Below are 19798 nucleotides of genomic sequence, written 5' to 3'. Positions count from 1 at the left end.
CGCTCAAGACGTGGAGGGCCGAGGCCGGCCGCGGCCCTCGGCCAGGTGCAGCAAGGGCACTGGGCGCGCAGACAGCCGGCGGGCCGGTCAGGGCTTTTCGAAAGGCCTCCCGCTGCGCGCGCGGATCAGCATCGTGACCGCGCGGGTGGCCATGAAAAGGCCCGCGTAGGCCGTCCACAGGGCGGCGAACAGGAGCGAGGTGGGCACTCCTGGCCACACGGCGTGCGCCCGCCCGAGGGCCCACGCGACCGGAGCGAAGATCGCAAGCGAGGCGAGCATGAACCAGGCGAGCCGCCGCGTGTCGAGGGCGCCGATGAGGACGCCGTCGAGGATGTAGGCGACGGAGGCGACGGGCAGGCAGCATGCGGCGACGATGAGAGAGAGCGTCGCCAAGCCGCCGACTCCGGCTTCCGCGCCCATAGCCGATGGCAGCGCAAAGCTCGCCGCGGCGAGCGCCGTGCCGAGAACCGCCCCCGTGACGACGCCGAAGCGCAGGCAGCGATCGAGGACTTCGCGCACGGCGTCCGCGCGGCCTTCGGACGCCCCCATGGCGGTGGCGACGAGGATCTGCGCCGCGGTTGCCAGAGAGTCGAGCCCGTAGGCGGCGAAATGCCAGACCGTCATCGTGATCTGATTCGCCGCGAGAGACTCGGCTCCCAGATCTGTGGCCACGGCGATCTCGGCCAGCATGACCGCGCGCAGGCACAGGGTTCGGACGATGAGCGGGCCGGCCTGGCCCAGCGCCGAAACGATCCCGCCGCGGGTGGGCATGAGCGACGCGCCCTCCTTGCGGGCGATTCTCGATATCTGCCAGGCCATCCACAGGCCCATTCCGGTCTGGACGATCGCCGTTCCGGCACCGGCGCCGGCGACGCCCCAGCCGAGCGGATAGATGAGGGCGTAGTTGACGGGGATGTTGGCCAAAGCGCCGGCCGTCGCGGCGTACATCGGCCGCTTCGTGTCTCCGAAACCGCGAAGCGTGCCGGTTGCGGCGAGGACGAGGAGCATCCCCGGAAGGCCGGGCGAGGATGCGCGAAGGTAGCGTTCGGCTTGCGCGAGAGTCGCTGCGTCCGGGCCGAAGAGCCTCAAGACCGGCTCCCCGAAGGCGAAGAGGACGAGGGCCAGCCCTGCGCCGATGCCCAGGGCGAGCCACATTCCCTCGATTCCCTGCCGGGCCGCCTCGCCTCGCCTGCCCGCTCCCACGAGCTTTCCGGCGGCCGACGTCGTCGCGTACGCGAGAAATATGCACAGGCCCACGACCGTCGACATGATCGTCGAGGAAAGCGACAGCCCCGCAAGCGGGAGCGTGCCGAGGTGCCCGACCATCGCGGTGTCCGAGGCGAGCAGCAGAGGCTCGGCCAGCAGAGTGGCGAGCGAAGGCAGGGCGTATGCACGAATTTGACGGTCGAGGATCCGTCCGCGGTCGGGTGAGGTCACCCGGCTAGACTAACCCCGCGGAGGTAGGCAGGCCAGTAACTTCAAGTGCAACTTGAGGTAAGGGCGTGTCTCACCATCGTGGATATCTCGCGGTCGGCCGCCGCCGCTTTCCACTCCTGTGGACAGACTTGGGGACGGAATCGAGGGCTTCTCACCCCTGTTGTCCACAGATGTGGACAGAGAAGCCGCAGTCTGTGGATTCTCGGCATGCAATATCCACATGGGGTCCACATGCCGCCCACAGCGTCGGCGGCGTGTCTCCACAAGTTATCCACAACTGGGGGTGATACGAGTTTGTGGACGGACGCCTGGGCGATACCCTTGGATGGCCGAAAGCGAGGGCGGGCATGGGCTGTCAAACTCAATTCCATCACCGGCCAATTCCCGCGTCGTCGCTGGCTGTCCACCGTGTCGATCACCGATAAGCGAGGCCAATGTGAGCATTGTGAGCGAGGGGGCTCAGGGCGGTTCCTCTTTCGAGCGGGTCCCGCCGCAGAACGTCGATGCGGAGATGTCCGTTTTAGGGGGCATGATGCTGTCGAAGGACGCCATCGCCGACGTCATCGAGATTCTCCGCTCCACGGACTTTTACAGGCCGGCGCACGCCTCCGTGTACGACGTCGTCGTTGAGCTGTTCGGACGCGGCGACCCCGCCGACGCCGTGACCGTCGGCGCCGAGCTGAAGAGGAAGGGCGAACTGGAGCGCATCGGAGGCCTTCCCTATCTTCATACGCTTGTGGCGACGGTCCCGACGGCCGCCAATGCCGCATATTACGCGGGCATCGTGCGCGAGCAGGCGCAACTGCGCTCCCTTGTGGAGGTCGGAACGCGGATCGTCCAGCTTGGATACACGACGGACGGCGCGGACGTCGAGGGCCTAGTCAATCTGGCGCAGTCGGAGGTTTTCGCGGTTTCGGAGCAGCGCAATTCGACGGACTACGTCACCCTCGAACAGGTGGTTCCCGAACTTTACGAGGAGTTGGAGCGCAACGCGAACCGCGACGGCGGGCTGGACGGCGTGCCCACGGGCTTTTCGGAGCTTGACGCGAAGCTCAACGGGCTGCGCGCGGGCCAGATGATCATCATCGCGGCGCGTCCGGGCGGCGGCAAATCGACCTTGGCGATGGACATCTGCCGCTCGTGCGCCGTCCACAACAACAAGGCCGCCGCCTACTTTTCGTTGGAGATGAACCGGACGGAGCTCTCGATGCGGCTGCTCGCGGCCGAATCCCGTGTGTTTCTCGACCGGATGATCAAGGGCGAGCTGGAGACCCGGGACTGGCAGGAGATCGCCCGAACCCTCGACAAGATCTCGCAGGCGCCCCTCATCGTAGACGATTCGCCGAATATGACGATGGGGGAGATTCGCGCCAAGTCGCGCCGGATGAAGCAGCAGTTCGACATTCAGCTCATCGTCATCGACTATTTGCAGCTGTTGACGTCGGGCGGAAAGTCGGTGGAGTCTCGCCAGCAGGAGGTTTCCGAGTTCTCCCGTTCGATCAAGCTTTTGGCCAAGGAGCTTGAGATACCGATCGTCGCCGTCGCCCAGCTCAATCGAGATTCGGAAAAGCGCAACGACAAGCGCCCGCAGGTTGCGGACCTTCGCGAGTCGGGCTCGTTGGAGCAGGACGCCGACGTCGTGCTTCTCATCCACCGCGAGGACATGTTCAACGAGAACACGGAAAAGCAGGGCATGGCCGACATCATCATCGGCAAGCAGCGTTCGGGCCCGACGGGGATCGTGGAACTGGCGTTCCAGGGGCATTTCTCGCGTTTTGCGGAGGTCGCTGACTGACCGCGGAAGGACGTCGGCGGCGTCGCCGTGCCGCAGCGGAGCGTGCCGCAATCGGTTGACGCCTCTGCGCCGCGGACAAAGCCGTCCCGGCGGCACGTCCATCGGGGCCGCCGGGGCGGGTGGCGGCACGATTCAGCCGCGCCGCCGAAGCATCGCGTCAATCAGCCGCGGTAGGCCCCCTGCCACGCCCAGTCGTAGGTCGTGCGAGCGGGAACCCTGCCTTTGATGGCCGCGGTCACCATGTCCTTTGCGACGCGGACGGCGTCCTCGATCGCCGCGCCCTTGGCGAGCTCGGCGGTGACGGCCGCCGCCAGCGTGCAGCCCGCTCCGGAGACCTTGTACTCGCCGATCTTCGGCTCGGCGAACACGGCCGCCTTCTCGCCGTCCCAGAGCAGGTCGACGGCGTCCGGCCCGGGGAAGTCCACGCCGCCCTTGACGACCACGTGCTTCGGGCCGAGGGCGCTGATCCTGCGTGCGGCCTCCGTCATGTCCTCGATCGTTTCAAGCTTGTCCATCCCGGCCAGCGTGCACGCCTCGAAATAGTTCGGCGTGGCCACCGTGGCGAGCGGGAGAATCTTGGCTTTCAGGGCCTCGTCCGTGGATGCCCCTAGCTCCCCGCCCTTGCAGATGAGCACAGGGTCGAGGACGACGTTCTTCCACCCCTGGCTCTTGAGCCCTTCCTCGACGACGTCGATCGTCTCCGGCGTTCCGAGCATGCCGATCTTCACCGTGTCGATGTCCCGAATTCCGAGGGCGGCCTCGATCTGGTCGTGTATGAGCTCGGGGGCGATCGGGACGAAACGATGGTTGAAGTCGTTCTTCGGATCGACGGAGACGATGCACGTCAGGGTTCCCATGCCATAGACGCCCAGCTGGTGGAAAGTTTTGAGATCGACCTGGATTCCGGCGCCGCCGGTCGCTTCAGACCCGGCAATGACATAGGCGTACGTGACCATAATGCTCCTTAGTTAGCGGCCCGCGAAAGCGGGCGTGCGGCAATCTGCCGCGACGTCGGTACGATACTAGTACGCCAGGCGGGGCGCTGTCGTTGGCGCTTCTCACGGTTTGCCGGTAGTCCTTTCCAGTTTCCGTCGGCCGCATCGGGGCCGAGTCGAAACCGGGGCGGTCCGCTACCGTGCAGCTCTCTCCATCGTCTCGGGGTGGTACCCGGTGCGCCCGGCCTCGCCGCGGTCGAGCGAGTCGATCGCTTCGACGTCGGCGGGGGTGAGGGCGACGTCGGCGGAAGCGAAGTTCTCCGCTATCCGGGCAGGCGTGACGGACTTGGGGAAAACGATGTGCCCCTTGGCGAAATGCCAGGCGAGAACCGCCTGAGCGGGCGTGCAGCCGTGTGTGGAGGCAATGTTCGCGACGACCGGGTTGTCCGCTATCGCGCCGCGCACGAGGGGCGCCCACGCTTCGACGGCGATGCCGCTGTCGCGGCAGAACTGCGCCACCTCGCGGTTTTGGAACAGCGGATGCAGCTCGATCTGGTTGACCGCGGGAACCGTGCCCGACTCGTCGATGAGCAGCTGCAGATGGTCGCGCTCGAAGTTCGAGACGCCGATCGAGCGTGCGCGGCCGTCCTCGACGAACTCCTCCATGGTCTTCCACGCGGCGAGATACCCGGTCCCGTAGAGGTTGGGCAGCGGCCAGTGGATGAGGAACAGGTCTACGTAGTCGAGCCCGAGCTTCGTCAGGGATTCCGCGAAAGATTCGCGCGCGCGATCCGGGGCGTGGTTGCCGTTGTCGAGTTTCGTTGTGACGAACAATTCCTCGCGGGGGACGGGCGACGCCGCTATCGCCGCCCCGACCTCCGCCTCGTTGCCGTACATCTGCGCAGTGTCGATGTGCCGGTAGCCGATCGAGAGGGCGTGCTCGACCGTCCGTTGCGTGTCCTCCCCTGTGATCTTGTATGTGCCGAAGCCGAGTTGGGGGATCGTGTGGCCGCTGTTGAGGGTGATGTTTCGAATGCTCATGTCTCTATTCTCTTGGCTTTTCGGCCTCGACGGAAGCGGCGCTGGTTCGGCAGAGCCTGGCTTTTTGCCGGAGCGCGGCCGTTCGGCTAATGTCCCAGGGGTTTCAATGCCGGGCAGGACGCCTTCGTGCAAAGCCTGGCCGTTCGGCGAATGCCCGCCGGTTCCGCGTCCCCGCGATTCGTCGAAGGCCGGGCTAGGCCGGGCGCTGTTGATCGGTTGCCATTTCAGCCTTCTATTCGATGGTGTGGCCATAGCGGCCGACTCTCGCTTTGCGGAAGCCTTGAGCCGAGTTGGCGTCTTGCTCCTCGAGCGCTTTTGCCGCTTGGGTCAGCGCCTCGGCATGCTGGTCGAAGCGACTGGTGAGAATCGTGCGCGTCTTCGTCAGGGCATTGGCGGCACGTTCGGCGGCTGCGCCGAGATTTGTTCCCGTAAGCTGATCGTTGGATGCTCGTGCTTGGACTTCGCCCGACATGGCGCGGATGCGCGCGGACATGTCGGTCACCTTCGCTCCTGCCTGCTTGACGGCCGTCGGATTGATGGCGGTTTCCTTCATAGTCAGTGCTCCTTTGTGGGAAGTATGCATGTTTTGATAAATGCTGATACGTGTTGAATGGATAATTTGGGAGAAGCAGTTTAGGGAATGTAAGGGAAGCGTGAGGAGGTCAAGCGATTATGGATTGAGTCAGAACCACTGGTTACCGCACTCTTCCCAATGCTACTGTTGTCCTTTGTTGAGAAATTGCTCGATGGCGTGGCTTGTTCGCCGAACCGTGCTGTTTGGCTGCTTTTTGTGGGTGACGTTGGCGTTGTGGAATTGTCGCTTGGCGTCCCTGCCGGCCAGACTTCGTGTTCGAGGTGGATGGGGGCGCGGCCTGTGGTGCGGAGGCGTTCGGGGAGGACTTCTGTGCCGTCGGGCCAGTCTTCCCAGGTCTCGCCTTTGGCGCATCCTGTGTTGACAATAATTACTGTGGCTTTGTCGTATCCAAGCTCAACGTATCCGCCGGTTCCGGGGTGGCTGAAGACGGCGATGTGGTCGTTGCGGCGGGAGTTGCGGATTTGCCTGACCCCGGGTTTGTCGTATCCGAGGGGTTTGAGGGTCTTGTAAACGCGTTCGACGGCCTGCCTCCACTGGGATTCTTTGATTGGCCCGGCGGTGGCAAAGTCCCAGGACTCGGTGACGTATCCGTCCGGGCAGTTCACCGTTGAAGATGTTGAGACTTGCGGAATGCCTTTCTTCTGTGGTGGGTTCCATTGCCCGACGCCGTATTCGCGGGTGAGGAGGTCTTGGATCTTGAGCTCGAGTTGGATTGCGTTGCGTCGTGCATCGACGAGGGGGATGGCCCGGGTGGGCGAAACGGTCCCTTCGCCCTCGCCGTGTCCGGGTTCTGGCGTTGCCCCGCATGCTGCCATGATGACTCCTAAGGTTGCCAGAAGGGATGAGATTTTGCGTGTTTTCTTTGTCATTGGTGCCTCCTCGGTTACGGATGTCGGCGACTCAATCGTCTTTGACGGCGACGCCGTCGCCGATGAGGATGCTTGCCTGGTTGTAGGTGGATGTGTATCCCTTGTTCATGTACTCGGAATGGCCTTCCGAGTACTCGTATTCGGTGCCGTCCGGAGCAGTCCAGTCGTCGCAGCTCCAGTGGGTGAATTCTTTGCTGTAAGACGGGTCGCCGCCGAATCTGCCTAGATCGGCGACTCCGTCCCATGCGGCTTCGCCGAGACCCGTGTGGCCGGGAAGCATGTTGAGGTCCTTGTTGTTCATCGTCGTCACCCCCGGAGAGCCGGAGAACATGGCGTCGTCTGCGACCGTCGAGTGCTGCAGCGCCCAGCCGGTCGCCGACGACCCGTAAGAATGGCCCGAGGCGACCAGATGCGGGTCGCCCGAATGGGGGGCCTGGACCGCGTAGAGCATGTCGGCTCCCGACTTTCCGCCGACCTCGACCTGATGGTTCCCGGCCACCGAGTGATTCGGCGTCCCGATCTCGCCCCAGCGCGGAGCGTCGTAATTGAGAACGGTGATGCCGGCGACCTGCTCGTTCCGTCCTTTTCGATCTAGTATGTCCTCCCCTTGCGCAAGGACGTTGTCGACGCCGGAGACGCCCGACCCCCACCCTTTGCCCTTGCCCATGAGGTGGGATTCGACGGTGGCCGTCATTCCCGGGGTGTGGACCGCGACGTGGTCGGCGTTGTCGATGTCGCCCGAGCCGACGGCCGCCCACAAGTGGTCGCCCTTGAATGCGTCCAAGCTGACCAAAGAATGCGTCCCGTCCGGCGCTCCGCCGAACTTCCGTTTGACTGACAGCAAGTCGCGGTGCTTCTCTTTGAGGATCCTAAGTTTTGTTTCTCTTCGTCCCAGCTGGTTCCCTCGATCGAAGAACTGCCGTGTTCCTCCATGTAGGCTAGATTGCTCTGTGCCTTCGCTATACGAGCATTCAGTTCGGAGAGCATGGGGTCGATGCGGCGGCGGTTGGCTCGGTCGCGCACGGCGAAGGGCACGCCGCCGAGGTTGCCGACCCAATCGGGGTGCATTACCTCGATTCGCTGCTGCTCCTCGGGCGAGAGGGAGGTCCACCAGTCGTTGACCTCCTCGACATTCCACGACGGATTCGGCTTGGCCACGCCGTGCGAAAGAATCGCCTTGCTCGCCTCCTTTGCCCTCTCCAAAAGGTCTTCAACGACCTTGTACGCCAGGCCCAACGCGTTGACGATCGCGGCGGCCTCGCGCATGATCAATTCCCCCTCAAGCGTCTCGTTGACTTTCTCTTCTGGAACTCGGTCGTCGGGAATGAACACCCTTCCTCGAGTGCTGATGTTGCAGCCATCGGCATCCGCGCGCCGCTTGAGGTCCTTGGCCTTCCTGGCCACGGCGTCGGCCTCGTCGGCCGCTGCCAAGAAGTCGTGAGCGGCCCGTTCGAACTGCTTGTACACGTCGCCGACGTCGTCCACAAGCGCCCTGCGTGCCCGAGCCTCGGCTTCAGCGCATGCGCCGAGGAACTTGTCGGTGAACAAACGCTGTGACTCGTCATGGACCTGCTCGAGATCGCGGGCGTTTTTTACAAGCACAGAGCGAAAGGCCCTTAAACCTCCGCTCTTCCATGTCAAGATATCCTGAAACGTGATCATTGCCCGATCCTTTCTGGTGCGTAACCGGAATGTCATGAACTCTATCATGCTTTTCATATGTGAGCATGGGAAATAATGCCCATTGCATTTTCGTTCATTGCCTGCCAAGAACTTCTGTTGAGCAGGCAATTTGCTGGGAGCGAGCGGGATTGAACGGCGTCTTCGTGGACTGCGATTTGCCTTTCTGTCGATCTAAACCGCGCCGTGCTTTCAGTCCGTGCCGCGCATTGCGAGGCCGAGGGAGTCGGCGGTAAGCGCCGAGGCTTCCGGTATGGCGATCATCGACTCGTCGGCCACCCGATCATGGTTCGACTCCGCCGAATACTCCGATTCCGCCCTGCCCGCGTGCCAATACCCTATGATGAGCTGGTTTCGCCGCGGCACACCCCGGTCGCGCAGGTCTTTGCGCATGTCGCGGACCACGTGGGACTCCGCCGAAACCCAGGCGAAAACGCCGCTGAGGTCCGGCGGGAGCTCGAGATCCTTCCCGGCCTCCGTCAGCAGGCGCGACGCCGCCGGATCCGCACCTCGCCGGTGCAGCCACCGCACGGACACGCCGGGCGGGCACGCGAGCGGCTGCTCGTCGGCCTCGGCGTCGACCTCGATGAGCGCAACGCCCCGCTGCTCCTCGGGCAGAGTTTCCAGGATCGCGGCAAGTGCTGGAACTCCCGTGTCGTCGGCCATGAGGAGAATCCAGTCGCAGGCCCGAGGGAGCCTGCCGCCCCCGCCGACGGCGCCTATGACGTCTCCCGGACGGGCGGACTCCGCCCAGGAGGAGGCCAAGCCCGCGCCGTGCCGCACGAAGTCGACGTCCATCCAGGATTCCTCCACGCTGTAGGCGCGGACCGTGTACGTTCTGACCCTTTCGCGCTGGCCCGGCGCATAGGCGTACCGCCCGCGCTCGCCGAATTTCGGGAGGTCGAGCACGGGCCCGTCGGGGAAGAACAACTTGACGTTTGGAACCCTGGGGCGGCTGAGATAGCCCGCCACGGCCGGGCCTGCGAAACGTATTCTCCGCATCGAGCGGGTGACGTCGCTGACCTTTTCCACGACGATGGCGGCGGGCAGCCCCTCCGTGGCTATGGAGTGCTCGTGGTGTTCGTGGCGTTCATGCTTCTCGTGGCGCTCGCGGCCTTCGCGCCGTTTGTGGGGGCCGCTGCCAGCAGGGGCGTCGTTGTCGTTATGGTCGGCATTTCCTTTTGCGTCAGGCATTTCTGACCTTTCCTTGAATTGTCTGCTTTGTCTGGTCTGCGCGGCCGATGGGTTGCGCGGTGGATGGTGCGTGGAGGATGGGCTGCGCGGCGGAGGGATCGGGGGCGGACGGCTCGCGCTGCGGATGGTTTGCACTGCGGACGGTTTGCCGGGCGTCAAGCGGCACGACTAGCGGGAGCCCCGTGTGAGGGTCGGGAATGCACATGCAGGAGATTCCGTAGATTTCGTCGATGAGCTCCGCCGTGACGATTTCGGCCGGCGCGCCGGTGGCTGCGATGCGCCCTTCCTTCATGACGATGAGATGGGTGGCGTAGCGGAATGCGAGATTGAGGTCGTGGAGCACCGTAACCAGCGTGAAATCGCCGGATTCGTGGAGGCTGCGGCAAAGGTCGAGCACCTCGAGCTGGTGGGCGATGTCCAGGTACGTGGTCGGTTCGTCGAGAAGGAGAAGAGGGGTCTCCTGCGCCAGCACGAGCGCGATCCAGGCGCGTTGGCGTTGCCCTCCGGAGAGGCTGTCGACCGCGCGGTCGGCCAGCTCGAGCGTCCGAGTCGCGGCCAATGCGGCGTCGACGGCGGCGTCGTCTTTCGCCGACCACTGCCTGAAGAACGACTGGTGGGGAAACCGCCCGCGGGCGACGAGGTCGCGCACCGTGATGCCGTGGGGCGCGTTTGAGCTTTGAGGAAGGAGGCCGAGCCTGCGCGCGACCTTCTTCGCCGGGTAGGAGGCGATTTCCCTTCCGTCGAGCAGCACCGTGCCCTCGCGCGGTTCGAGGAGGCGCGACAGAGCGCGCAAAAGGGTCGATTTTCCGCACGCATTCGGCCCGATGACGGCCGTGAAGGATTGGGCGGGCACTTCGACGTCGAGCTCTCGGCTGACCGTCGTGTTCCCGTAGGCCAGGTGCAGGCCGCGGCCGACGAGCGGGTTGCCCGCGCCGCCTTTCGTTCTTTTGACGCCGTCCATTCTCCTCTTTCGGATCGAGAGCCGCGAAAGCCTTCGGCTCAGTCTGGTCGAGTCGGTCTGATTGGATCAGTCCTTGCCTTTGCCGCCTACACCCGTCGGCGACCGGGCGATGAGCCACAGCAGATACACGCCGCCGATCAGCGCGGTCGCCAGGCCGACGGGCACGTCGACGCCCACGGGCACGCGCATCGAGGCGACGTCGGCGGCCGTGAGCATCGTTGAGCCCATGAGCGCCGATGTGAAAATGTGGAGGCGCCCGCTGCGGGTCAGCCTTGCCACGGCCTGCGGCGCGGCCAGAGCGACGAAGGCGATGGGGCCGGTGGCCGCCACCGCGGTCGACGTCAGGGCAACCGCGGCGAGCATTGCGGCGACCCTCAGGCGCTCGGGCCGGATCCCCGCCTGCGTCGCCTGGTCGTCGCCCATCTCCAATATGTCGAGGCGCCGCGACATTCCGCACAGCGCAGGCACAAGGAGGGCAACGGCGACGGCTACGACAAGCGCCTGCTCCCATGTGCGTGCGTTGAGCGAGCCGGACAGCCACATCGACGCGAGGGCGGTTTGCTCGGCATCGCCGTAGGCGAGCAGGAGCGAGTTGACGGCCGTCAAGAAAGAACTGACGCCGATGCCCACGAGAACCAGTTGGTATCCGGTGCTGTGCCCGGCGCGCCGCGCGAGCAGGTAAACGGCCGTCGCGGTCGCCATTCCGCCGCAAGTCGCCGCAAACGCCGTTTCTCGGGCTTCGCCTGCGAGCACCGCCACGCTGACGATGCCTCCCGTCGCGGCCCCCGTGGTGAAGCCGATGACGTCGGGTGAGCCCAAAGGGTTGCGAGAGACCGATTGGAAAACCGCGCCGGCCGCCCCGAGTGCGGCTCCCACTGCCAAGGCGGCGACGAATCTGGGGAGGCGGACGGTCTCGACGATGCGCACAGTCTGTTCGTCGCCGGAGTGTCCGAAAAGGACCTTGACGATTTCCTCGGCCCCGATGGGCGTGCTGCCCGTGCCGATGTGCACGAGGCCGACGGCTGCGAGAAGCGCCGCGGCCGCCGCGCCGACGACGAGGGCGCTCCTTGTCGCCTCCAGGCGAACGGGGCCCGCCGCGATCCTGATTTTGCCCCGGGCCTTCCTTCCGCCGCGCGAAATAGGCGGGTGCCTGACTTTCCCGCTCACGTCCGCCCCTTCTCCGTTCACGTCTGCCCCTTTCCCGCTCACAGGCCCAACACCTTGCCGCGCCGAACGAGCCAGACGAAGAAGGGCGCTCCGATGATGCTCGTCATCGCACCCACCCCAACTTCCCCTGGATAGACGACGATCCGCCCCAGCGTGTCCGAGGCCAGCGTCGCCGTTGCGCCGAGAAGCGCCGAGAAAGGGAGAAGGCGCCGGTGGTCCGTTCCCGCCAGCGCCCGCGCCGCATGCGGGCAGGCCATCCCGACGAAGACGACGGGGCCCGCAGCGGCCGTCGCGCCTCCCGCGAGCACGATGATCGCGAGGTTCGTCAAAGCCGACGTGGCTCGGGACTTGACGCCCAGCGCCTTCGACATGTCCGCGCCCAGCGTCGCGGCATTGAGCGACGGCGCCAGCGCGAAGGAGGCGGCCGCCCCCGCGGCCAGGCAGGCGATGAGGACGGGAAGGTTGTCCCAGCCGCGTCCCGCCAGCGATCCGAGCGCCCAATTCCTGTAGATCTGCTGCACCCAGGCGGGCTGGGCCAGGAGCAGAATCGTGTTGAGCGCCCACAACACGATCGACAGGGCGGCGCCCGCGAGGATGAGGCGCGTCGGGTTGGTTCCGGCCGTCTCGGCGCGCCCCAGCCTGTGAACCAAGGCCCCGGTCAGCGCGGCGCCGATGAAAGCGAACCAGACGTAGACGGCCACGTGCGAAGCGCTCGTGAAGAACAGGCCGACGATCACCCCGGAGGCTGCGCCCTGGCTGATGCCGAGCGTTCCCGGCTCGGCCAGGGGGTTGCGCGTCAGTGATTGCGCGAGCGCCCCGGCCAGGCCCATGCATGCGCCGGCCATAATTGCCGTGAATGTGCGCGGAAGCCTCAGTTCGCGCACCACCAAGTGGGCGTCGTTCTTCGGATCGAAGTCGAAAAGCGCGTCCCAGACCTCGGGCAGCGGCACGAGCCGCGAGCCTGTCGCGATGCTCGCGGCCGCAAGCGCGACGAGCAGGCCGGTTGACAGCGCCGCCCAAGGCAGCAGGCCGAAGGCTCGGAGGCCTCGGGGCCTGCCTGCGCGGAGACCGTCGGATTCGCGTGTGCCCGGGGGGTTCGGCCCGCCTTCGGAGCCGACGGCGGAGTTGCGTTCTCCGCCGGCCCCGAAGGCCTCGGCCACGGCGCGCCCGTCAGCCACCGAGTCGCTTGACGACGGCGTCGATCATTTGCTTGCCGGAGTAATAGTCGATCCTGAACGACGTGGGGCCGAGCCCGTAGACCTGCTTTGATTTGACCGCCGGCATGTTGGCGACCACCGGGTCGGCCAGGAAGGAGGACTCGGTCTTCTGGTCTCCCGTCAGGAGGAAGACGGTCTGGGGATTGACGGCTTTCGTCAGGTTCTCATGAGTGACAAAGGAAAAGTCGCCGCGCTTGTCTTTCCTCGCTTCGAGGTCGGCGGGCGCTTCGACGATCCTGAAGCCGAGCTTTTCCAAAAGCCTGCTTTGGGGCCCGCTTTTCTTGGCCACGCCCTGCTCCTTGCCCGGGCCGTTGTAGGAAACGACAGCGGCGTTGCCCTCGGGCGCCTTGATCTTTTTGGCGGCGTCGGCGACGTACTTGTCGAAGTCCGCGGTCGCTTTCTTGGCGTTGGCCTCCTGACCGGTGGCCTCTCCGAGTTGCTTCGACAGCTCTTGCCACGTTTGCTTCGAATAGTCGACGACGATCGTCGGGTACTGGGCGGCTATCTCCTTGTAATGGTCGATGGCGCTGTCCGCTCCCGAGCTCGCGATGACCACGAGGTCGGGATTGGCCGCAATGAGGGCCTCCTTGTCGAATTTGAGGTTGGGGTAGAGGACGTCGACGCCTTTTTTCTTGGCGATGGAGGACCACTGGGAGAAGAAGCCCTTGTCGTCGGTTATGTTCGACGGGGTCGTGGCGGCCGAGGCCTTGACCGGAGCGTCGATGGCCAGAAGGGTCCCCGTGAGGGTCACCGACGTCGACACGATTCTCTTAGGTTTGCTTTTGAGCGTCAGCTCCCCTTTTTCATGCTTGATTTTCCGAGGCCAGGTCCCGGATTCCGCTCCCGAGGAGTTCGATGCTCCGTCCGACGACGTCGCGTCTTTCGAGTCCGAGGAGCACGCCGACAAGAACGTTGTCAGCGTAAAAAGAAGCGCTGCAAGAACGCGCGAGAGGCGAGATGTCATACTTCTCTCCCTGTGATGCCGAGTGCCGTTTCCGGCGCGATGTAAAGATAGGTAGAGTCAGGGTAGCAGTCCCTTACTCACGAGGGAAAGGGGGTGCAGGACCCATGTGCGAAAGCACCCACTGCGTAGAGGCGCTCGGCCCGGCCGCGCCTCGCGCCCGGGCGGCGAGACGCCTCGGCGAATTCTCCGCAACGGCCCAGCCGGGGCCGGAGGCAGGCCGCTACTTGGCGTTGCCCGCCTTGTCCCGCTTGGACTTCTTCTTGCGGCGCGGCTCCTTGCCCGTGACGTACCTGACCACGGCGTCGGCGACCTTGTCGACGACGCGCGGGTCGAACACTCCGGGGATGATGTAGTTGGAGTTGCGTTCCTCGTCGCTGACGACGTCCGCCACGGCGATGGCTGCCTGGCGGAGCATTTCGTCGTCGATCTTCGATGCGCCGGCGTCGAGCATTCCCCGGAAGAGGCCGGGGAAGACGAGGACGTTGTTGATCTGGTTCGGGAAGTCGGAGCGGCCGGTGGCGACTATGGCGGCGTGGCGGCCCGCGGCGATGGGGTCGACTTCCGGCGTCGGGTTGGCCATGGCGAAGACGATCGCGTCGTCGGCCATCGTGGCGATGTCGTCCCCGGTGAGGATGTTGCCGGAGGAGACGCCGATGAGCACGTCCGCGCCGACGAGCGCCTCCTTGAGCGATCCTTCGAAGCCGCGGGGGTTGGTGTTCTGCGCCAGCCAATTGCGGTGAGGGTTGGCCTCTTCGCGGAAGGGGCCGAGGGCGCCGTTGCGGCCGCAGCCGATGACGTCGGTCGCCCCGTGGAGCATGAGGAGGCGGATGATCGCCGAGCCGGCGGCGCCGACGCCGGAGACGACGATCCGTGCGTCTTCGATGCGCTTGCCGACGAGCTTGAGGGCGTTGATGAGCGCCGAGAGGGTGACGATCGCGGTTCCGTGCTGATCGTCGTGGAACACCGGGATGTCGAGCTCTTCGCGCAGGCGCTCCTCGATTTCGAAGCATCGGGGCGCCGAGATGTCTTCCAGGTTGATCCCGCCGTAGACCGGGGCGATGGCCTTGACGATGGAGATGATCTCCTCGGTGTCCTTGGTGTCGAGGCACACGGGCCACGCGTCGACGTCGCCGAATCGCTTGAACAGGGCCGCCTTGCCCTCCATGACCGGCAGGGCCGCCTCGGGGCCGATGTCGCCGAGGCCGAGGACGGCGGTTCCGTCAGTGACCACCGCGACGGCGTTTCCTTTGACGGTCAGGCGCCGCGCCTCGGCCGTGTTCTTGTGGATCGCCTTGCACACGCGCGCGACGCCGGGCGTGTAGACGCGGGCGAGGTCCTGCCGGGTGCGAAGGGGATTCTTGAGCTCCACCGAAATCTTGCCGCCGATGTGCGCCTGCATTGTGGCGTCGGAGACCTCTTCGACGACGGTTCCGACCATCATCTCGATGTTGCCCCGAACCTCCTGGACGTGGGCGGTGGTGACGCAGTCGCAGGGGACCCAGACGATCAGATGCTTCTCCAGCGACTCGACCGTGTCGATTCCGGTCACGAGGCCTCCGGCGTCCGCGACCGCCTCGACGAGGTGTTGCGTGGCCCGCGGGTGGGCGGGAACGCTCACGCGAAGGGTAACGGTGTAGCTGGGACTCGGCATTGCCATAGGAACCGCCTTCATTCAGGACGCCTGCACCGCTCTTTGGCACGCCCGCGCTTCCTTGGGACAACCCGCACTGCGACGTCGGAAAACAAACGCCTCTATGATAATGCCTTGTGCGGCGAACCGCACCGCGAGGCTGTTCGCTCCGGATTGCCGGCGTAGTCTCGTCGGTTGCCTGCATAGTCTCGTCGGTTGCCGACACCGCCCCGGCGGCTGCCTGCGCGTCTTCGATGATCGCCGGTGCGCAAACCTTTGCCGTGCGGTGCGCTCAGCTTTTCAACGATCCTGGTGTTCCAGTGTTGTCACATCGACACGTTTAGCCCTGTTCCCCCGAAAACGCTTGCCGTTTAGGCCGTCCGTTTTCAGACGAAATGACGCGATGTTCACAGGCGGGCGGATTAGACTCGGGCCATGTACGACGCGACGTTCAGCCTGCCGGGGCACACAATGATCGAGCACTCGCTTTGGGTTCCGCTCGATCGCTTCGGGGCCTTGTCCCGTTTTGCAGGGGACGAAACGGCGGCAATCCCGGAGAAGATCGAGCTCTTCGCACGCGAATATGTGAGGCACGGCAACGAGAAACTGCCGCGGCTCGTCTATTTTCAGGGAGGGCCGGGATTCGGCGGCCCCAGAATGGCGCCGATCGGTTCGTGGCTCGACACCGCGCTCAACCACTACCGCGTGGTCCTGCTCGACGAGCGAGGCACCGGCCGCTCCCATCCCATCGAGGCGCAGGCCGTTTCCGCCGTCGGGCCGACCTCCGTGCAAGCCGCCTTCATTTCCTGTTTCCGCCAGGATTCCATAGCCGCCGACGCCGAGGACCTCCGCCTCGCCTTCGGGGGCGAACCCTGGGCGGTGCTCGGCCAGAGCTTCGGAGGCTTCGTCGTCACCGCCTGCCTTTCCCAAGCACCGCAAGGCCTGTCCGAAGCTTTCATCACCGCCGGGCTTCCGTCGGTTGAAGGGCATGCCGACGACGTCTACCGGCTGACCTACGCCCAAACCGACGTGCGCAACCGTGAGTTTTTCGCCCGGTATCCCGGCGACGAGCCGGTCGCGTGGAGCGTGGCCAAGCACCTGGCCGACGTCGAGGAGCGCCTGCCGACCGGCGAGCGGCTCACACCCGGCCGATTCCGCCAGATTGGCATCTGCCTCGGCCGCTCCTACGGGCTGGAGCAGCTGCATTTCCTGCTCGAAGACCCGTTTTGGACCGCGCGGGGGGTGCGTCGGCTGCGCCCGCAGTTTCTCGATCGGATAGGGGCGCAGGTCTCGCTCGCGCCCGCGCCGCTGTACGGCGTGATGCACGAGGCGATCTACGCCCAGGCCTCCACCGGCGCCACGGCATGGAGCGCCGACCGCATCCGCGGCGAGTTCCCGCAATTTCGCCTGCCCGACGTCGCCGCCGGGGCCGCAGCCGAATCGGAGCTGGAGGCTGAGGGCCGCGGCTTCCGCTTCACCGGCGAGCACATGTATCCGTGGCAGATGCGCGAGGATCCGGCGCTCGCGCCCATCGCCGACGCCGCCGACGCCCTGGCCGCCGACCCCTCGCTGCGTCGCCTCTACGACGCCGAGGCCCTCGCGGCAAACGGGGCTGCCGCGGAGCGCGGGGTTCGAGCCGGGCGCGGGGGCTCTGCGGCGCGCGAGGCCGCCGCGGGACACGACGCAACCGCTGCGCGAAGGGTTCCTGCGGCCGCCTGGGTGTACAAACGGGACATGTTCGTGCCCTACTCGATCTCGATGGAGACGGCGCGCCTTGCAGGCTTCCGCACGCTTGTTTCCGACACCTTCCACCACGACGGCCTCCACTCGGGCGGCCCGCAGATGATCCTCAAGCTCATCGAAGCGGTGCGGGGGTAAGGAAGCACAACGGCTTAGTTCCATCTGCCAAGGAAAGCGCTTCTTAGCTAAATGGCTCTTTTTCGTCATAGAATGCATTTGCATAGTGTAAACCACAAAATAATCAATATAAGGAACGGCAGTGTTTTCCATATCTTCCTACGTATTCCGCACACTCTTCCGACCCTAGCCGATTGGCCATTTGAGGCATTTCGTCACCGGATAAAGGTTTGGGTCGTAGGCGTAGCCAAATGCTGGATTTCTCCCATTCGTCAAAGAGTGTTCGGTTGAGAAGATCGGAACCAGGGTGTTTCCCACGGTTGAATAGATTTCGAGCTGGTAGAATCCCTCTGCGGTCTGGCTTACCACGGATCGCAATGCGTGGTGGTCGCTACGGCGTTGAAGCGACTTAAGACGATGGAGGCAGCACCATGACCGAAGGTCAATACAATTCTTCCCCCTACGGCGCCTGGGAGGCGGCCGGAGGCTTTCCGGCGGTGGGCGGCGCCGGCGCGCTCAGACAAGCCGTGGCGCCGGGACAAGCAGGCGAGTTCAACCAAACCGGCGTTCCCCCGCAAGGGCTTCGAGCGGCGGATTCGGGGTCCCGCCAGACGACGGCGAAGCGCTGGGCCGCGCGCGGCGGACTCGTGGCGCTGGGATTGCTATTCGGGTATGGAATTCATTCCCAGGGCGACGTCACCGATTCGCCGCAGTTCCGGCAGCTCCAAACCCGATCGGCGGCCGTTGAGCAAGATCTGAACTCGGCCCGGCAAGAGCTGAAAGATCTGCGCAATGAAAAATCGACGTTGGAGCAGAAGGTTAAAGCGCAGAAGTCGAACTCGAAGCGTGTTTCCGAGCTCTCTACGCAGATTTCGACCCTGACGAGCGAGCGGGATTCTTGCAAATCTCAGCTGGACAATGCGAAGCAGGCGTCCCAGAATTCTCAGCGGTCGTCCGCAGTGACGCAGACTTTCGGCGGTTCGGGGACGGCAGGCGATTCTGGAGCCTCGAGCGGCGCGGGAGCGTCGGGCGCCTCGGGTGCGTCCGGCGGTTCCGATTCATCCGGCGGATCCGGGTACGGGACAGACCGCTCGTCGGGCGGGTCGGCGTACTACCCAAATTGCGCAGCGGCGCGGGCCGCGGGGGCGGCGCCCCTTTACAGAGGCCAGCCCGGGTATCGGCCCGGTTTGGATAGGGACAACGACGGCGTCGCCTGCGAGCGCAGATAGGGGAGGCGGATGGAGACGGCCGATAAAACTGGAGACAGCCGATAGAGAGGCAGCGGCGGCGGATGAGTCACGAACTCATCCGCCGCCGCTGACCTGACTTTCAACTAGGCGGATGTGCCCGCGCGAGGGACACGCCTATACACGTCTGGCGCGGACTGAAACGCAGTGCTCGCAAGTCATGCCGGTGACGACAGGCTTGTACGCATCTGGCGCGGACGACATCGGTTCGAGGTCGGCGCGTCTGCGAGGCCGGCCCGCCGTCGGGCAGCACCCGACATGCCGCGGGGCGAGCTGAACCCAGTTACCCCATTGGATAGCCATCAGAGCAGCATCCGACATGCCGCGGGGCGAGCGCAGCGTGCCGTCAGGCGACGCCGCACCCGCCCCGCAACGAGGCGTTGCTCAGCAGCACTCAGCCAAGGCCGCCCTTTGCTTGCTCGCGTACGACGGCCACGGAGTCCTTGCCCGTGCCGGTCCAGTCGCCCACGACGAGCTTGTCACTGGCCCGCCCGTAGGTGAAGGACGTGTCCGCGTCGCCTCCGGAGAGGGCGTTCTTCACGAACAGGGTCGCACCGCGGCGGACGGACACGGTGTCCTTGCCGTCGCCGTTCCAATCGCCGACGAAGGCGACGTCGTCGCTGCGCCCGTAGGCGAAGGTGCGATCGGCCTCGCCGCCCGTCAGGGTGTCGCGAAGAAGGTTGGTGTACCCGCGGCGGACGCCGAGGGTGGCCTTGCCGTCGCCGTCCCAGTCGCCCGCGAGGCCGCGATCCGAAGCCTTGCCGTAGGGAACGGCGGCATCGGCTGCGCCCGAGGCGGTGGCGTTGTACTTGATCGAGAAGACGTTGCCGTTCTTGACGGCGATATCGTCCTTCTTGTCGCCGTTGAAGTCAGCCACGAGCACCTGACCCGATCCCGTCCCGGGGAAGGTCGCAGCGGTGGTCTTCGCGTCAGACCGGTTGGAATCGTAGAAGGTGTAGTTCTCGCCATTGCGGATTGCGACGGTCGAAACGCCGTCGCCGTCCCAGTCACCCGCGATGACCTCGCCGCCTGCAGGGATCTTCATGCCGAGCTTCGCGATGGAAGCCGGGAACTGGTCGGCGAAGTAGAGGTTGCAGGCGTCATCAGCCAGGCAGGGATCCGCGATCGGCTTCTGGCTGTTGTCTGCCGGAGGCTTGGGCGTCGGGTTGCTGGGCGAGGGGTTCGGCGTCGGCTCCGGTGAGGGAGCCG

General features: G+C 65.2%; 17 protein-coding genes. 3 read left to right on the top strand and 14 right to left on the bottom strand.

What is annotated here, in order from left to right; genetic code table 11:
* Positions 1–87: 87 nt before the first annotated feature.
* The gene (locus tag ACO48X_RS00085) at positions 88–1437 is read right to left on the bottom strand and encodes an MATE family efflux transporter (protein ID WP_484999354.1); all 1350 of its coding nucleotides are present in this window, start codon (positions 1435–1437) and stop codon (positions 88–90) included.
* Between the two features lie 436 nt (positions 1438–1873).
* Here ACO48X_RS00085 and dnaB point away from each other — a divergent pair, with 436 nt between their 5' ends.
* Positions 1874–3232: a replicative DNA helicase gene (gene dnaB, locus ACO48X_RS00080; RefSeq protein ID WP_484999352.1), complete on the top strand. Its 1359-nt coding sequence runs from the start codon at positions 1874–1876 to the stop codon at positions 3230–3232.
* A 161-nt stretch (positions 3233–3393) separates the two neighbouring features.
* Here the strand turns inward: dnaB and thiD are convergent, their stop codons facing one another.
* The 12 genes from thiD to ACO48X_RS00020 all read right to left on the bottom strand — a co-directional run bounded on the left by thiD (position 3394) and on the right by ACO48X_RS00020 (position 15512).
* Positions 3394–4188, bottom strand: a complete 795-nt coding sequence (thiD, locus tag ACO48X_RS00075) for a bifunctional hydroxymethylpyrimidine kinase/phosphomethylpyrimidine kinase (RefSeq protein ID WP_484999350.1) — start codon at positions 4186–4188, stop codon at positions 3394–3396.
* 174 nt (positions 4189–4362) lie between these two features.
* Positions 4363–5208, bottom strand: coding sequence for an aldo/keto reductase (locus ACO48X_RS00070; protein WP_484999348.1), 846 nt, complete (start codon positions 5206–5208; stop codon positions 4363–4365).
* Positions 5209–5440: 232 nt separating this feature from the next.
* On the bottom strand, positions 5441–5761 hold the full coding sequence (locus tag ACO48X_RS00065; protein ID WP_484999346.1) for a response regulator FrzS: 321 nt from the start codon (positions 5759–5761) through the stop codon (positions 5441–5443).
* Positions 5762–5841: 80 nt separating this feature from the next.
* Entirely contained in the window at positions 5842–6672 is an 831-nt protein-coding gene (locus ACO48X_RS00060; protein WP_484999345.1) for an LppA family lipoprotein, read from the bottom strand.
* Positions 6673–6703: 31 nt separating this feature from the next.
* A complete protein-coding gene (locus tag ACO48X_RS00055; RefSeq protein WP_484999343.1) occupies positions 6704–7432 on the bottom strand; it encodes an alpha/beta hydrolase in 729 nt (242 codons plus the stop codon).
* On the bottom strand, positions 7363–8334 hold the full coding sequence (locus ACO48X_RS00050; RefSeq protein ID WP_484999341.1) for a hypothetical protein: 972 nt from the start codon (positions 8332–8334) through the stop codon (positions 7363–7365). Before ACO48X_RS00050 ends, ACO48X_RS00055 begins: the two co-directional genes overlap by 70 nt.
* A 210-nt stretch (positions 8335–8544) precedes the next feature.
* Positions 8545–9546 (bottom strand): siderophore-interacting protein, encoded by a 1002-nt coding sequence (locus ACO48X_RS00045; RefSeq protein WP_484999339.1) that lies wholly within the window; start codon positions 9544–9546, stop codon positions 8545–8547.
* On the bottom strand, positions 9539–10507 hold the full coding sequence (locus ACO48X_RS00040) for an ABC transporter ATP-binding protein (protein ID WP_484999337.1): 969 nt from the start codon (positions 10505–10507) through the stop codon (positions 9539–9541). Before ACO48X_RS00040 ends, ACO48X_RS00045 begins: the two co-directional genes overlap by 8 nt.
* A 66-nt stretch (positions 10508–10573) precedes the next feature.
* A complete protein-coding gene (locus ACO48X_RS00035) occupies positions 10574–11695 on the bottom strand; it encodes a FecCD family ABC transporter permease (protein ID WP_484999335.1) in 1122 nt (373 codons plus the stop codon).
* A gap of 17 nt (positions 11696–11712) precedes the next feature.
* Positions 11713–12852 carry a FecCD family ABC transporter permease gene (locus tag ACO48X_RS00030; RefSeq protein WP_484999333.1) on the bottom strand — a complete coding sequence of 380 codons (1140 nt, stop codon included), beginning with the start codon at positions 12850–12852 and terminating at the stop codon, positions 11713–11715.
* Positions 12845–13855: a Fe2+-enterobactin ABC transporter substrate-binding protein gene (gene fepB / locus ACO48X_RS00025; protein WP_484999331.1), complete on the bottom strand. Its 1011-nt coding sequence runs from the start codon at positions 13853–13855 to the stop codon at positions 12845–12847. Before fepB ends, ACO48X_RS00030 begins: the two co-directional genes overlap by 8 nt.
* A gap of 220 nt (positions 13856–14075) precedes the next feature.
* A complete protein-coding gene (locus ACO48X_RS00020; protein WP_484999329.1) occupies positions 14076–15512 on the bottom strand; it encodes an NAD(P)-dependent malic enzyme in 1437 nt (478 codons plus the stop codon).
* Between the two features lie 408 nt (positions 15513–15920).
* Between ACO48X_RS00020 and ACO48X_RS00015 the strand changes: the two genes are divergently transcribed.
* Both ACO48X_RS00015 and ACO48X_RS00010 read left to right on the top strand, forming a co-directional pair.
* Positions 15921–17363 (top strand): alpha/beta fold hydrolase, encoded by a 1443-nt coding sequence (locus ACO48X_RS00015; protein ID WP_484999327.1) that lies wholly within the window; start codon positions 15921–15923, stop codon positions 17361–17363.
* 410 nt (positions 17364–17773) lie between these two features.
* Positions 17774–18571, top strand: a complete 798-nt coding sequence (locus ACO48X_RS00010) for an excalibur calcium-binding domain-containing protein (protein WP_484999325.1) — start codon at positions 17774–17776, stop codon at positions 18569–18571.
* Positions 18572–18983: 412 nt separating this feature from the next.
* Here ACO48X_RS00010 and ACO48X_RS00005 read toward each other — a convergent pair.
* A partial coding sequence (locus tag ACO48X_RS00005; RefSeq protein ID WP_484999323.1) for an FG-GAP repeat domain-containing protein occupies positions 18984–19798 on the bottom strand: 815 nt, incomplete at its 5' end.

This window comes from Peptidiphaga sp. (genome assembly GCF_057238965.1).
This window is presented reverse-complemented; position numbering and strand designations above follow the sequence as displayed.